The sequence below is a fragment of the Campylobacter sp. IFREMER_LSEM_CL2194 genome (assembly GCF_025771685.1).
Classification (GTDB): Bacteria; Campylobacterota; Campylobacteria; order Campylobacterales; family Campylobacteraceae; genus Campylobacter_D.
Map to the genome: position 1 here is coordinate 1 of NZ_JAKMQS010000011.1, position 14,579 is coordinate 14,579.

14 protein-coding genes are annotated in these 14,579 nt (G+C 29.4%); 8 read left to right on the forward strand and 6 right to left on the reverse strand.

All coding sequences use genetic code 11. The annotated features are described in order from the left end of the window. Positions 1-1,013: 1,013 nt before the first annotated feature. Positions 1,014-1,466, forward strand: a complete 453-nt coding sequence (locus L8V79_RS06450; protein WP_263702952.1) for a DUF411 domain-containing protein — start codon at positions 1,014-1,016, stop codon at positions 1,464-1,466. 10 nt (positions 1,467-1,476) lie between these two features. Here L8V79_RS06450 and L8V79_RS06455 read toward each other — a convergent pair whose 3' ends face one another. The 3 genes from L8V79_RS06455 to exbB are packed head-to-tail and all read right to left on the reverse strand — an operon-like array spanning position 1,477 to position 2,940. Further along, positions 1,477-2,130: an energy transducer TonB gene (locus L8V79_RS06455; RefSeq protein ID WP_263702953.1), complete on the reverse strand. Its 654-nt coding sequence runs from the start codon at positions 2,128-2,130 to the stop codon at positions 1,477-1,479. Then, complete coding sequence (gene exbD, locus L8V79_RS06460) at positions 2,127-2,516, reverse strand: TonB system transport protein ExbD (protein ID WP_263702954.1); 390 nt, start codon at positions 2,514-2,516, stop codon at positions 2,127-2,129. The genes L8V79_RS06455 and exbD overlap by 4 nt, the downstream gene beginning before the upstream one ends. Further along, entirely contained in the window at positions 2,509-2,940 is a 432-nt protein-coding gene (gene exbB / locus L8V79_RS06465) for a TonB-system energizer ExbB (protein WP_263702955.1), read from the reverse strand. Before exbB ends, exbD begins: the two co-directional genes overlap by 8 nt. A 154-nt stretch (positions 2,941-3,094) precedes the next feature. On the opposite strand from exbB, the gene L8V79_RS06470 reads away from it, so the two are divergent. After that, positions 3,095-5,185 carry a TonB-dependent receptor domain-containing protein gene (locus L8V79_RS06470; RefSeq protein WP_263702957.1) on the forward strand — a complete coding sequence of 697 codons (2,091 nt, stop codon included), beginning with the start codon at positions 3,095-3,097 and terminating at the stop codon, positions 5,183-5,185. Here L8V79_RS06470 and L8V79_RS06475 read toward each other — a convergent pair. Both L8V79_RS06475 and rho read right to left on the reverse strand, forming a co-directional pair. Then, positions 5,182-6,714, reverse strand: coding sequence for a DNA polymerase III subunit gamma/tau (locus L8V79_RS06475; RefSeq protein ID WP_263702958.1), 1,533 nt, complete (start codon positions 6,712-6,714; stop codon positions 5,182-5,184). The genes L8V79_RS06470 and L8V79_RS06475 overlap by 4 nt on opposite strands. Positions 6,715-6,716: 2 nt before the next feature. Continuing rightward, complete coding sequence (rho, locus tag L8V79_RS06480; RefSeq protein WP_039617780.1) at positions 6,717-8,021, reverse strand: transcription termination factor Rho; 1,305 nt, start codon at positions 8,019-8,021, stop codon at positions 6,717-6,719. Between the two features lie 175 nt (positions 8,022-8,196). On the opposite strand from rho, the gene L8V79_RS06485 reads away from it, so the two are divergent. Together L8V79_RS06485 and ccoS are read left to right on the forward strand one after the other, a co-directional pair. Then, positions 8,197-10,542, forward strand: coding sequence for a heavy metal translocating P-type ATPase (locus L8V79_RS06485; protein ID WP_263702959.1), 2,346 nt, complete (start codon positions 8,197-8,199; stop codon positions 10,540-10,542). Then, the gene (gene ccoS / locus L8V79_RS06490) at positions 10,539-10,748 is read left to right on the forward strand and encodes a cbb3-type cytochrome oxidase assembly protein CcoS (protein ID WP_039668142.1); all 210 of its coding nucleotides are present in this window, start codon (positions 10,539-10,541) and stop codon (positions 10,746-10,748) included. Before L8V79_RS06485 ends, ccoS begins: the two co-directional genes overlap by 4 nt. A gap of 11 nt (positions 10,749-10,759) precedes the next feature. Here ccoS and L8V79_RS06495 read toward each other — a convergent pair whose 3' ends face one another. Continuing rightward, positions 10,760-11,065, reverse strand: a complete 306-nt coding sequence (locus L8V79_RS06495; protein WP_039668143.1) for a cytochrome c553 — start codon at positions 11,063-11,065, stop codon at positions 10,760-10,762. Positions 11,066-11,195: 130 nt separating this feature from the next. Here L8V79_RS06495 and L8V79_RS06500 point away from each other — a divergent pair, with 130 nt between their 5' ends. The 4 genes from L8V79_RS06500 to gmhA are packed head-to-tail and all read left to right on the forward strand — an operon-like array spanning position 11,196 to position 14,577. Then, positions 11,196-11,711, forward strand: a complete 516-nt coding sequence (locus L8V79_RS06500) for a D-glycero-alpha-D-manno-heptose-1,7-bisphosphate 7-phosphatase (protein WP_263702960.1) — start codon at positions 11,196-11,198, stop codon at positions 11,709-11,711. Further along, positions 11,708-12,661, forward strand: a complete 954-nt coding sequence (gene rfaD, locus L8V79_RS06505) for an ADP-glyceromanno-heptose 6-epimerase (protein ID WP_263702961.1) — start codon at positions 11,708-11,710, stop codon at positions 12,659-12,661. The genes L8V79_RS06500 and rfaD overlap by 4 nt, the downstream gene beginning before the upstream one ends. Then, complete coding sequence (rfaE1, locus tag L8V79_RS06510; RefSeq protein WP_263702962.1) at positions 12,654-14,027, forward strand: D-glycero-beta-D-manno-heptose-7-phosphate kinase; 1,374 nt, start codon at positions 12,654-12,656, stop codon at positions 14,025-14,027. Before rfaD ends, rfaE1 begins: the two co-directional genes overlap by 8 nt. Continuing rightward, the gene (gene gmhA / locus L8V79_RS06515; protein ID WP_263702963.1) at positions 14,017-14,577 is read left to right on the forward strand and encodes a D-sedoheptulose 7-phosphate isomerase; all 561 of its coding nucleotides are present in this window, start codon (positions 14,017-14,019) and stop codon (positions 14,575-14,577) included. The genes rfaE1 and gmhA overlap by 11 nt, the downstream gene beginning before the upstream one ends. The last annotated feature ends 2 nt before the right edge of the window (positions 14,578-14,579 follow it).

Genomic DNA, 14,579 nt, shown 5'->3' on the forward strand with positions numbered 1-14,579 from the left:
TTATTTTATAAAATTTGGTTTTATGCGTTGTTTTTGCTATTTATTAGTTATTCTATTTTATTTTTGAATTTTTATGGTTTTATATGCTATTTGATTATTTATTGTCCTAATCCTTGGTTTAGTTTATTTTTTTACTTATTATTGATTTTTATTTTTAAATTTTTCTTATATTTCTTATATTTCTTATATTTCTTATATTTCTTATATTTCTTATATTTCTTATATTTCTTATATTTCTTATATTTCTTATATTTCTTATATTTCTTATATTTCTTATATTTCTTATATTTCTTTATGGCTCTTAGTTATTTATAGTTTTTTTGTTTTTTATGAGTTTTAATGACTTAACTTTTGGTTTTTGGGTGGTCGGATGGTTGTATTTATTTTAGTATATGGTTAGATATAATATTTATTAAGAATTAAATATTTAGTTTTTTAGCTGTTTATTATGGCTTAGATTTGTGTTGTTGGTTATTGAATTGTTATTTGGTGGTTGGGGGTTATTGTTTTATTTTTTATTGTTTTTATTTAGTGGTTTAGTCAGCTTGGTTATTGACTACAGATGGGCTTTAATTCTTATTTTTAGTTGTTTATTTTTTTATTATTTTATAAAATTTAGTTTTATGTGTTGTTTTTGCTATTTATTAGTTATTCTATTTTATTTTTGAATTTTTATGGTTTTATGGGTTGTTTCTTATGGCCTAGATTTGTGTGGTTGGTTATTGAATTGTTATTTGGTGGGTTGGGGGGGGGGTGATTTGGTTGATTTAAATTTGAAATATTTATAACAAATTTTGGTTTAAGTTTTTAATAGAGTTTATAAATTTGATTTGAAATTATTCATTGAATGTTTTATTTGGTATATAGCTTGGGTTTTAGTTGTAGGTAAAGAATAAGTATTTGCGAGTGAAATAAGAGTGTATTTTTATAGATTTTAAAATAAAAATTATTGGTTTTATAAAAAATATTAATTTTTATAATGTATTTTATCTTTTTGTTTTTTTGGAGGATATATGAAAAAATTATTTTTAACTTTATCACTGGGTTTTGCAACTTTATTGGCTAATGAGAAATTATTAAATATTTATGAAAGTCCTACTTGTGGATGCTGTGATTTTTGGGCTAATTATATGAAAGATAAAGGTTATAAAGTGCAAATACACAAAAGCGATGATTTTTTAAAAATAAAAGAAAAAATGAATATTCAGCCTATGTATCAAAGTTGCCATACTGGCGTAATTGATGGTTATGTTATAGAAGGGCATGTGCCTGAAGATGCAGTTGCTTGGCTTTTGAAAAATAAACCTGAAGATGTTATAGGTATTTCTGCTCCTGGTATGCCTCAGGGAAGTCCTGGAATGGAGCAAGGTTATGAAGAAGAATATCCTGTAGTTTTAATGCTTAAAAATGGAGACTATAAAATTTATGGGATCTATAAAGGTCATAATTTAGTCAAGACAAACTAAGCAATTTTGCTTAGCTTATTTTATATATTAATGGTATTCTTATATGAAAAGTTTTTTCATATTGTGGAAAATTCTTAGACGCTATACGTATAGTTTCTAAAGCACTATCGTTTAATAATTTATATTTTGATGGTTTTAATATTTTTAAGTTTAATAGATTTTTATCTTTAGTCCATGTGAATTCTACTAAAATTTCGCCACTCATTCGCATTTTTTTAGCTTGCCTAGGATAGATTAAAGCTTCATCTATAGCTTGTTTGACTTCTTTTAAAAGCTCATTGTTATTAGCTAAAGATATGCTTTCTTGAGAAGTTATTGGAGTGTTTTTTTCTTGTGCTATAGTTTTTTGAGGTTTTATTTTTTCATTTAATTGATTTATTGCCTTGGTATTGGTTAAAGTGTTTGTTTTTTTAGATTGAATGATAGCTTTTTCTTTTGTTTGTTCTGGCTTTTTTATTTTTTCTTGTTTAGGCTGTTCGGTTTTTACTTTAGGGGAATCTTGTAAAAATTGTTTTATGGCTATATTAAATTTTTCTTCTTTTGAAGCGCTATGTTGTATATGTAAAAAATTCTTAGTATAAATAAAAATAAAAAATAAAGGCAAAAAGAGAAATAAAGTAATAAAAAATGACTGATTTTTATGATTGTTTATAAATGTTTTCATCTTTTTTGCTCTGTTAAAATTTGAAAATTTTCATGATTTTTATTTTTTAAAATATCAATAATTTTTACAAAACTTTCAAATTTTGCTTCTTTATCACTTTTTAACTCTACTAATGTTTTAGAATCTATAGTGTCAAATTTTGCTTTTATTTCTTCTAAGGAAGCTGTTTTTCCATCGATATAAAATTCATTTTCTTTATTGATTAAAATACTCACTTTGTCTTTATTTTCGTTTATGGAATTTGAATTTTCACTTTGAGGTAGATTGATTTTGATTTCACCATGCGCGATAAAAGTGGATATGCTTAAAATAATAGCTAGTAAAACAAGCATTATGTCTATAAAAGGAATGATGTTTAAACCCTCATTTTTTGGTAATTTAAGCATTTTTATCCTTAAAAATACGATATGCATTACTCAAGGTTGATATTTTCCTAAGTAATCCATTATAAACCATCAAAGAAGGGATAGCAACTAAAATTCCTAATGCTGTAGCTTTTAAAGCTAGCGATAAACCAATAACAATAGATTTAACATCAATATTCCCGCTTGCACCCATGTCGTAAAATGTAATCATAATCCCCACTACAGTTCCCAAAAGTCCTACATAAGGAGCATTAGTGTAAATGATATAAAGCATGGTGAGATTTTCACTAATTGCATCATCAAATTTTTCTTGACATTGATAATCATTTAGCTTAATTTTTCTAAAAAACAATATACGTTCTATAGTGCACCATATAGCAATAAATGCCATTATTCCTAAAACAATAAATATAATTAAGTCAATGTAAGTTTTTAAAAATTCCATCTTATCCTCGTTTTATTTTTTTGTGATTATATTACTAAAAATTAAATTTTTTATTAATAACAATTATCATAATTGATACAATAAATTTATTTTAAATTAATAATTATTATCATAATATTCCAGTTTTGAAAATATATTTATAAGAAAGGAAATAATGAAAAAACATTGTTTATCGTTTTGTGTTGCTAGTTTTTTGGTCTGCAATGCTTTATCGCAAGAAGTTTTATTAGATAGCTCCATAGTAAGCGCTTCTGGTTTTTCTCAAGATATTAAAGAAGCCCCTGCTACTATAAATGTGATTAGCAAAAAAGATTTAGAAAGTAAGCCTTATAGAGATGTTGCCGAAGCTATTGCTGATATTCCTGGTGTGGATTTATTTGCTAGCAAAGGAAAAACTGGATCTTATAACATTACCATGAGAGGTATTACTGGATATACTTTAATTTTAATCGATGGACGGCGACAAGGGATAGGCGGAGAAGTAGGGCCTAATGGTTTTAATGAAATTTCAAATTCATTTCTGCCTCCAATTTCTAGCATAGAAAGAATAGAAGTGATAAAAGGACCAATGAGTACTTTATATGGCTCTGAAGCTTTAGGTGGTGTTGTGAATATCATCACAAAAAAAGTAAGCGATAAATGGGAAACATCAGTTAGTTTAGATAGTATTTTTAATGCACATAAAGAATGGGGTAATACTTATGGTACAAGTATATATTCAAGTGGTCCATTGATGAATAATCGTTTGGGACTTACTTTGCGTTTTAGAGAATTTTATAGGGAGCAATCTAATATAAAATATAGAGATGGTGGTGGAAAAGAAATCGAAGCAAAAAAGGAACAAAGTCCTACAAAAGCTAATAATTTTAATTTAGGAACTAGGCTAAATTACTTAGTAGATGATTATAATACCTTGATATTTGATATTGATTTTTCAAGAAATCACTATGATAATAATAGAGGTCAAATAGGTGATTTAACTGTGCCTGGAGACGACGCAGGTTCGTTAAAGGGTGGCTATAAAGATACTATGCAAGTAGATAAGTTGGTAACTTACCTAAGTCATGAGGGTGTGTATGAAGATTTTTCGATTACTTCTACCTTGCAGTATAACCGTGTAAGTAATGATGGGAGAGAGGTTATTGGTTTATCTAATCAGCCATTTTTAGGGCAAAATAGAGATATAGTTGCTGAAGATATTATTGTAGATACAAGATCAGTTATTCCTTTAGGCCAAAGTCATATTTTAAGCGTGGGTGGTGAATATAGACTTGAAAAAATGCAAGATAAAATCGCTAACCCAACGAATTTTGATCAGTATTTATTAGCTTTTTTTGCAGAGGATGAGTATAGTATAAGAGATGATTTAAGATTTACTTTCGGTGCAAGGTATAATCATCATGAAATTTTTGGAAATAATATTTCACCAAGAGCTTATTTAGTTTATAATCCTACTAGCGAGCTTACTTTAAAGGGCGGTGTTTCAACGGGTTTTAGAACTCCATATGCTAATAGATTGATAGCAGGTGCTTATAATTATAGTGGACAGGGTAAATATCCTATGTATGGAAATCCAAATCTAAAAGAAGAAACATCGCTTAATTATGAATTAGCCGCTGTTTACAATAATGACTTATTTTATATTTCAGCAACCGGGTTTTTGACAAATTTTAAAGATAAAATCTCAGAACAAGAATTTAAAAAAGATGATATGATACCAGGTGTTGGTACTTGTGGAGCTTATAAATGTTATAAGGATGTAAATCTTGGCAAGGTTGAATACAAAGGCATAGAGCTTGGAGCAGGGATTACTCCTATAGAACATTTAAATCTAGATTTAGCTTATACTTATCTTGATAGTGAAGTAAAAGATGCACAAGATAAGGCTGTGATAGGAAAGCCAGAGATTGATAGTTTAAAACACAACATCATGTTAAAAGCAAGTTATAATATCTTTAATAAATTTACTCCATGGGTAAAAGGCGAGTGGCAAATAGATCGTTATATGGGTGATACAAATATTAATAGAGAATATTATCAAGATGTCTTTTTAGCTTCTATGGGTGTGCGTTATGATATCAATAAAAATTGGAATATTAATGCAGCAATTTATAATCTTTTTGATAAAAGTTTTACAAATGATTGGGAATCTTATAAGAGCGATGGCAAAGATGTTTGGGTAAATACTTATAACCGTATAGAAGAAGGAAGAAGAATTTATATTTCAATCAATGGTAGTTTTTAATTTTGTATTGTCGGAGAACCAAAGAGTTTGTTAAGAGCTTCTTTGGTTTCGTCTTTAGGATCGTATTTTTTAGCGTCTTTTTTAAAATTTTCAAAATGCTCATTTAAATTTGGAGCGCTTTTTACTTCTTGTTTTATGGGAGTTTTGAATATATCTTGCAGCTTTTGAGTATCTATGGTTTCTATTTTTTGGATTTTAATTTGTGCTTTTTCTCCAAAAATCTCATGAAGCAATGTTTTGATTAATTTAAAACCATTGTTTAAAACCATTCTATCATCATCTTTAGCATGCGAGCTAATGCTTAAAATGTCATCTTCAAAAGAAACAAACTGTGTCGTTTTTTTGAAAACTTCAGCTAAGTCATAATCTCTTTTATATATTGCTTTTAAGAGATTTTCATAAGGACTAAGTTTTTCTTCTTTAGGGGTTTGTTGAATAGAAGGAATTTCTTGTTGTTTTGGATTTGGCATGCTATCTTGTTTTGAACTTTTAATAGCCTCATCAATGCTTTTTAGATAAGTTGCTTCTATAAGCATGAAAGCCATAACACAAAGCACAAAGCTATCATCATCGCTAGAATTTAACATAGTCTTAGCGCGTGAAAGAATTCTAAAAAATCTTTCATAAATTAGCATAGAAAAAAGATGATTTTTGGCAAAAAATGCTTCTTTTAGAAAAAATATCATCTCATCAATGACATTACTTGCCTCATAATCTTCAAATTCTTTTAAAAACTCAAGAACTTTATCTTTATCATTGGATAAAATGGCTTGATAAAATTCTTCAATTTTAGCTGGATCTAAAAAGCCTAGCATAGCAGTGATTTTTTGTGTTTGTATATCATTTTGACAATACACTATGGCTTGATCTAGTAAGGTTAGGGTATCTCTTAAAGATCCGTTTCCGCTTCTTGCAATGAGTTTTAAAGCTTCTTTTTCATAGTTGATATTTTCTTTTTCCAAAATCCACTCAAGATGATTTAAGATATCATGGGTAGAAATTTGCTTAAATCTAAAATGCTGCGTTCTTGAAAGAACTGTGGCAGGAAGTTTTAAAGGATCGGTTGTTGCTAGTATAAATTTTACGTAACTTGGTGGCTCTTCTAAGGTTTTAAGCAAGGCATTTGCTGCTTGTGGGGTGAGCATATGCACTTCATCGATAATAAAAATTTTAAACCTAGCTAAAGATGGAGCGTATTTGACTTGCTCGATAAGCTCTTGAATGTCTTCTAAGCTTCTATGGCTTGCAGCATCCATTTCTATAATGTCTATATTAGAGCCAGTGAGTGAAGATAAACATTGAGAGCATTCTCCACAAGGATTAGCACTTGGTCCATTTTCGCATACTAGAGCTCTTGAAAAAATTCTTGCACTTGAAGTCTTTCCGCTTCCGCGTAACCCTGAGAATAAGTAAGCGTGTGCTAAACGGTTATTTTCAAGAGCATATTTTAAGCTTGTAGAAACAGTATTTTGCCCTACAAGCTCATTGAAATTTTTTGGTCTGTATTTAACAGCAAGAGCTTGAAGCATTGCTACTCATTCATGATAGATAATAACTCTTCATTGCTTTTGGTTTTTAGCATTTTAGAGTATAAGAATTTTAAAGCTTCTATGTCATCCATTTGTGAAATAGCTGATCTAATTGCCCAAATTTTTTGAAGCTTTTCAACACCTTGGAGCAATTCTTCTTTTCTAGTACCTGATTTTATGATGTTAATTGCAGGATAAATTCTTCTATCTGAAATATTTCTATCAAGAACGATTTCACTATTTCCCGTTCCTTTAAATTCTTCAAAAATTACTTCATCCATTCTTGAGCCTGTTTCTATCAAAGCAGTTGCTATAATGGTTAATGAGCCACCATGCTCTATATTTCTAGCTGCACCAAAAAAGCGTTTTGGTTTATGCAAGGCATTTGCATCAACCCCACCGCTTAAAACCTTACCACTACTTGGCGTAGCGGTATTATAAGCTCTTGCTAATCTTGTAATAGAATCAAGCAAAATAATGACATCTTTACCTGTTTCTACCATCCTTTTTGCTTTTTCTATAACAAGTTCAGCTACCCTAACATGATTATAAGCAGGTAAGTCAAAAGTTGAGCTAAAAACTTCGCCTTTGACACATCTTTGCATATCTGTAACTTCTTCAGGGCGCTCATCTACCAAAAGCACAATCAAATGAGCCTCTGGGTGATTTTTGGCAATAGCAGTAGCTAATTCTTTCATTAGCTCAGTTTTACCAGTTCTTGGAGGTGCTACGATTAAGCTTCTTTGGCCTTTTCCTATAGGGGCAAATAAGTCAAGCATTCTACCTGTAAGTTTTAAAGGATCGTATTCTAATTTGATTTTTTCAGTTGGAAAAATTGGAGTAAGATTGTCAAATAAAGGTCTTTCTCTAGCTTCTTTTAATGGAAGATAATTAATTGCTTCGATTTTTAACAAAGCATAGTATTTTTCTTGATCTTTTGGTTCTCTAACTTGACCAGTAACTATATCTCCAACACGCAGAGCAAATTTGCGAATTTGTGAGTTTGACACATAAGCATCATTTACACTATCGCTTAAATTTGAATCCATTCCACGCAAAAAGCCATAGCCTTCAGGTGAAATTTCTAAAATTCCTGTAAAGAGTATAAAACCACCTTTTTTGGTTTGTGCTTTTAGAATTTCAAAAATAAGATCTTGTCTTCTAAATTCTCTTGGGTTTTCTATTTCTGCTTCATTAGCAATTTTAACTAAGCTTTCTAGATCAAGCAACTTTAAATCTTCTATCTTATAACCTTCCACTGGAATGTGTGTTCTTTGATGTTGTTTTTTTTCTTTTGTATTTTCCATATATCCTCTAAAATGTAGAAAATGTAGTATTTAATAATGAATAAGAGATTTTATTCAAAAAAATGCTTCTTTGTCAAATTTTTAAAATTATAATATAGCTTTGTAAATAATTTTTAAAATAGCGATTTTAAAAAAATGATAAAATATTGTAAAAAATTATTGAAGAAAGTATAAGATGAAATGTAAACACTGCCAATTAAGTTTCAGACAAGATCAAATGATAGAAAAAAATGGAAATTATTTTTGTTGTAAAGGCTGTGAAAGTGTTTATGAGATTTTACAAGAAAATAACTTGGAAGAATTTTATGAAAAACTTGGCAATCAAACCCTAACTCCTGCCATAATAGAACATAATGTTAAAGATTATGAAAAATACATACAACAAACCAAAGAAGGTTTTAGTGAGATTTTTTTACTTATAGAAGAAATTCATTGTGCTGCCTGTGTTTGGCTTAATGAAAAAATTCTCATTAAAAGTGAAGGAGTGATAGAAGTTGATATTAATTCTATTACTCATAAAGCTAGAATTGTTTTTGATGAAAAAAGTATAAATTTAGCAAAAATTATCCAAAGCATAGAAAGTATTGGTTATAAAGCTAGTGTGTATTTGCCTACAAAGAATGAACAAAGAGCAACTCAAACTAAAAGAGATTTTTATGCAAAATTAATAGTTGCCATAGCCTGTGTGATGAATATCATGTGGATATCTGTAGCCAAGTATGCTGGATTTTTTAGTGGCATGGAAGCTGATACTAAGGATATTTTACATTTTGCTGAATTTTTACTTTGTACTCCTGTGCTTTTTTATACAGGCTCAATCTTTTATAAAAATGCCTATTATGCTTTGAAATTTAAAAGTGTTAATATGGATACTTTGGTAATTAGTGGGGCAAGTTTAGCTTATATATATTCAATATGGGCAATGTTTTCAAGAGCTTCGCAAGTGTATTTTGATTCTGTGGCGATGATTATTTGTTTTGTTTTTATAGGAAAGTACTTAGAGCTTTTAAGTAAGAAAAAAGCCCTTGATACGCTTGATCATTTACGATCGTTTTTAAGTAGTGAAGTAAGGGTTTTAAAAAATGACAAAATAGAAAATATCGATGTAGAAGAAGTACAAATAGGAGATATTATAGAATTAAAAGAAGGCGATAGAATTTTAATAGATGGAGTGTGTGTTAGTGGTAATATTAGCTTGGATATGTCTAGTTTAAGTGGAGAGAGTTTACCACTTGATGTGCAAAAAGATGATATGATTTATTCTGCTTCTTTGGTTTTAAGCGGGAATGCTTTATATAGGGCAAATGCACTTTATAAGGATTCTAAATTAGCTAGGATTATTAATTTACTTGAAAACTCCAGTTCAAAAAAAGCCAAAATAGAAAAAATGGTACAGCAAGTAAGTAAGTATTTTTCACCTATTATTTTAACTTGTGCTTTACTTTGCTTTGCTTTTACTTTTTTTGTGTTAAATTTGGGTTTTGAAGAGGCTATGATACGCATGGTTTCTGTGTTAATTATAGCTTGCCCATGTGCTTTAGCTTTGGCTACTCCGGTGAGTTCTTTAGTAGCAATTAGTGCTGGTTTGAAAGAAAAAATTTTATTTAAAGAAGCAGGTGTTGTGGAGGATTTGAGCAAGTGTAATGTGGTTGTTTTTGATAAAACAGGGGTTTTAACAAAGGCTAGCTTAGAAGTTAAAAAAAGCTTTTTGGATGAGAGTTTGGATAAAAATGAGTTATTAAATTTCTTACACCTAACTAACCACCCAGTGGCTAAAAGCATTTTGAAATTTTTAGATGAAAAAATCGATGGCAGAATAGAATTTGAAAAAGTTCAAAATTTTCAAGCAAGAGGTTATAAAGCCTTTTTGGGTAAAGATGAATTTTTGGGAGGAAATGAGAAATTTTTCGAAGAAAATCATATGCAAGTACAAGAATTTCAAACCACGCATTTTATATTTGCTAAAAATAAAATCATATTAGCAGTTTTTGAGTTAGAAGATAGCATAAGAGAAAGCTCTGAAGAGTTGATTGGATTTATGAAAGAATGTAAAATGCAAATTTATATGTTAAGTGGTGATAATTTATCTGCTGTGAGTAAGGTGGCTGAAAAATTAAAAATAAATAATTTCAAAGCCTCGTGTATGCCAGAAGATAAAATGCAAATAATAGCTAATTTAAATCAAACAGGTAAGGTTTTAATGGTAGGAGATGGAGTAAATGATGCTTTAGCACTTTCTTATGCAGGTGTTGGGGTTTCTTTAAAAGAAGGTTCTGAACTTGCTATGGAAAATAGTGATATTATATTGTTAAAAAATGACCTAAAAAGCCTACAAAAAGCCATACAAATAGCTAAAAAAACTTATCAAATTATTAAACAAAATTTGGCTTTTTCTTTATTTTATAATGCCTTGAGCATGCCTTTAGCTTTTTTTGGTTTGATTAATCCCTTAATCGCGGCTTTATCAATGTCTTTTAGTAGTATAATAGTGATTTTAAATGCTTTAAGGATTAAAAAATGAACGGTGTTTTAATGATGATGATAGGCGTTTCTTTGGTTGCTTTGTTTTTGGCGATTTGTGCTTTGCTTTGGGGTATAAAGAATAAACAATTTGATGATGATTATAAATTTACTACTTTAAATGATAGTGAAGAAGCTTTAAATGATGCGGTGATTTTAGAAAAAAGAAAAAAAGAGGCTTTAGAAAAGAACAAAAAACAGCCATAAAGGCTGTTAAATTATTTTTTTAAGCTTTCGATATATTCTTCAATTGCTTTGAAATCTGCTTCTGTTAAACCTTTAAGGTTGATTTTCATGATAGCACCTTGACCATAAGCGTTTCTTTTACCTGCTGCATAGTCTTTCATGTATTGCAATCTTTCAGCAGCAGTTAAAGAATTTAAAGCAGGAACTTTGTTAAGATAAACTTTATCTGCTTTAGCACCATGACATACTGCACATTTTTTGTAAAGTGTAGCACCATCTGCAGCAAAAGCTGAAACACCAAGACATGCTAAAGCTGATAACACAAGTAGCTTTTTCATTGTATCACTCCTATATAAATTGAAAATAAAATGTTTTGAATTATAAACTTTTTTTATTTAAAGTCGCTTAAAAAACTTTTTTACTTGATAAATTATAAAAATCTTAATAAAAATACATTATAATTTTTTTATGAAAACAAGGGCGTTATTTTTAGATAGAGATGGGATTATTAATATAGATAAAAAATATGTTCACAAGATCAGTGATTTTGAATTTTGTGATGGTATTTTTGAACTTTGCGAATTTTTTCAAAAGCAAAATTTTTTAATTTTTGTAGCTACTAATCAATCAGGCATTGCAAGAGCTTATTATAGTGAAAAAGATTTTGAAATTTTAAGTTCATATATGTTGGATAAGTTTTTAAAAAGAAACATTAGAATAGAAAAAATTTATCACTGCCCGCATTTAGAAAATTGTGAATGTCGTAAGCCAAAACCTGGCATGCTTTTAAAAGCACAACAAGAATTTGATATAGATTTTTCACAATCTTTTTTTATAGGGGATAATTTAAGCGATATGCAAGCTGGAATTAATGCTGGTGTAAAAAATCTATTTTTGATTAATAAAAATTATAATGATGATAAAAACTATAAGGTCTTTAAAAATTTAAAAGAACTTTTGCATTATTTAAAGGATAGAAAATGAAAATAGTGATAACGGGTGGAGCAGGTTTTATAGGCTCTGCACTTGCTTTAGAACTTCAAGACAAACATGAAGTTTTGATTGTAGATAAAATGCGCTCAAGTGCTACTTTTGAAAATGGAAATTTAGAAAGCTTTGGCCATTTTAAAAATATTTTAGATTTTGAAGGTGAGCTTTATGTGGGTGATATTAACGATGAAAAAACTTTAAAGGTTGTAAAAGATTTTGAACCCGATGCGATCTTTCATAAGGCTGCAATTTCAGATACAACTGTTTATGATCAAAACAAAGTTTTAAAGACTAATTTAAACACTTTTAAAGATTTTATAGAACTTGCTTTGGAGCTTAATGCAAAACTAATCTATGCAAGTTCAGCTTCAGTTTATGGAGATGCTCCAAGCCCACAAACTGTAAATTTAAGTGAAGCCCCTAAAAATCCTTACGCATTTTCAAAATTAATGATGGATAAATTAGCAAAAAAATACTTTGATAAAATGCATATAGTCGGGCTTAGATATTTTAATGTATATGGCAAGGGAGAATTTTTTAAAAATAGCACTGCTTCTATGATTTTGCAATTTGGACATCAAATTTTAGCGGGTAAAAGTCCGCGTTTGTTTGAAGGAAGTGATCAAATTTATCGTGATTTTGTATATATTAAAGATGTTGTGAGTGCAAATTTGCAAGCTTTAGAAGCAAAAAGCGGAATTTATAATGTAGCTACAGGTAAGGCAAGAACTTTTCAAGATATAGTTGATATTTTACAAAAAGAATTAAACACTAATTATCCTTGTGAGTATATTCCTAATCCTTATAAAAACGCTTATCAATTTCATACTCAAGCAAAATTAGATGAGAGTTTTTCATATAAAGCTAAATTTAGTCTTGAAGAGGGGATAAAAGATTATTTAGATGAGATTAAAAGGCTTTATGAAAAGGAAGTAAATGCTTGATTTTTTAAGTTCTAAAAAGCCAAAAATTTTAGTTGTTGGGGATTTTATGGTGGATCATTATATATGGTGTGATTGTACTAGAATTTCTCCAGAAGCTCCTGTAATGGTGATGAAATCACAAAAAGAAGATAAAAGACTAGGTGGAGCTGGCAATGTATATGCAAATTTAAAAAGTCTTGGCGCTGAGGTTTTTGCTCTAGGACTTGTGGGTGATGATGAGAGTGGAAGATTTTTAAAAGAGAATTTAAATGCAAAATTATTAGTAGAAAAAGATAGAAAAACCCCTCTTAAAAGCAGAGTTTTATCACATTCTCAGCAAGTTTTAAGGCTTGATGATGAGAATGATTTTGATACTAAATTAGAAGATGAAATTATTCAAGAGTATAAAAAAATCGCAAAAGATTATGATGCGATTGTTTTGAGTGATTATGCCAAAGGGATTTTAACTTCAAAAGTAACAAAAGCTTTGATAGAGCATGCAAATACTTTAAATTTACCTATTTTGATTGATCCAAAAGGAAGTGATTTTAGCAAATATCAAAATGCAACCTTGCTAACTCCAAATAAAAAAGAAGCTATTCAAGCTTTGGGTGTAGAAAAAATTGATAATTTAGAAAAAGCTTTGAAAAAATTAAAAGATGATTTAAATTTAGCTTATTCTATTATAACTTTATCTGAAGAAGGAATAGCACTTTTTGATGAAAAATTACATATTATCCCTGCAAAAGCCTTGGAGGTTTATGATGTAACAGGAGCTGGAGATAGTGTTATAGCTATGCTTGCTTATACTTTGGCTTTAAAAGTTGATATTGTAAAAGCGTGCGAGCTAGCAAATGATGCAGCAGCTGTTGTGGTAGCAAAAGTAGGAAGTGTGAGTGTAAGTTTAGAAGAGATAAAAAACCTCAAAAAAGCTTCTTTTGAAGATAAAATTAAAAGCAAAGAAGAGCTTGTAAAATTGCTACAAGATCAAAAAGTAGTTTTTACCAACGGGTGTTTTGATATTATGCATTATGGTCATATAAAATATCTTGAAAAAGCTAAAAAATTAGGAGATATCTTAGTTGTAGGTTTAAATTCAGATGAAAGCGTAAAAAGACTAAAAGGAAATTCAAGACCTATAAATTTAGAGTTTCAACGTGCATGTATGCTTGCGAGCATGTATTTTGTAGATTATGTAGTGATTTTTGATGAGGATACTCCTTATGAATTGATAGAGTTTTTAAAACCTGATGTGCTAGTTAAGGGAGCTGATTATAAAGACAAAGAGGTAGTGGGTTCAAATTTAGTAAAAAAAGTAGAATTGATCGACTTTGAAGATGGATTTAGCACTACCAATATAATTAATAGGATTGCAAATGATAAATAAAATCGAAAAGGAATTTATTCAACATCAAAAAACTTTAGAACAAAGTTTGAGTTTAAAAGAGCAAATTGCTATGGTTGCTCAAGAGTTAAAAGTGTGCTTGAAAAGTGGTGGGAAAATTTTAATTTGTGGAAATGGTGGAAGCGCTGCAGATAGCCAGCATTTTGCAGCTGAACTTAGCGGAAGATATAAAAAAGAAAGAAAGGCTTTAGCTGCTATTGCTCTAAGCACTGATACTTCTGCTTTAAGTGCTATAGGAAATGATTATGGTTTTGAATTTGTTTTTTCAAGGCAAGTTGAAGCTTTAGCTAGCGATAATGATGTATTGATTGGAATTTCTACTAGTGGAAAAAGTCCAAATGTGATTAAAGCTTTTGAAAAGGCCAAAGAAATTGGTGCTAAGTGTATAGGACTCAGTGGAAAGGGTGGTGGAGTGATGAATAAATTATGTGAGCATAATATAGTCATTCCAAGCGATGATACAGCTAGAATTCAAGAAATACATATTTTAATTATACATTGTTTATGTGATTTGATAGAAGAAGAATATTAAGT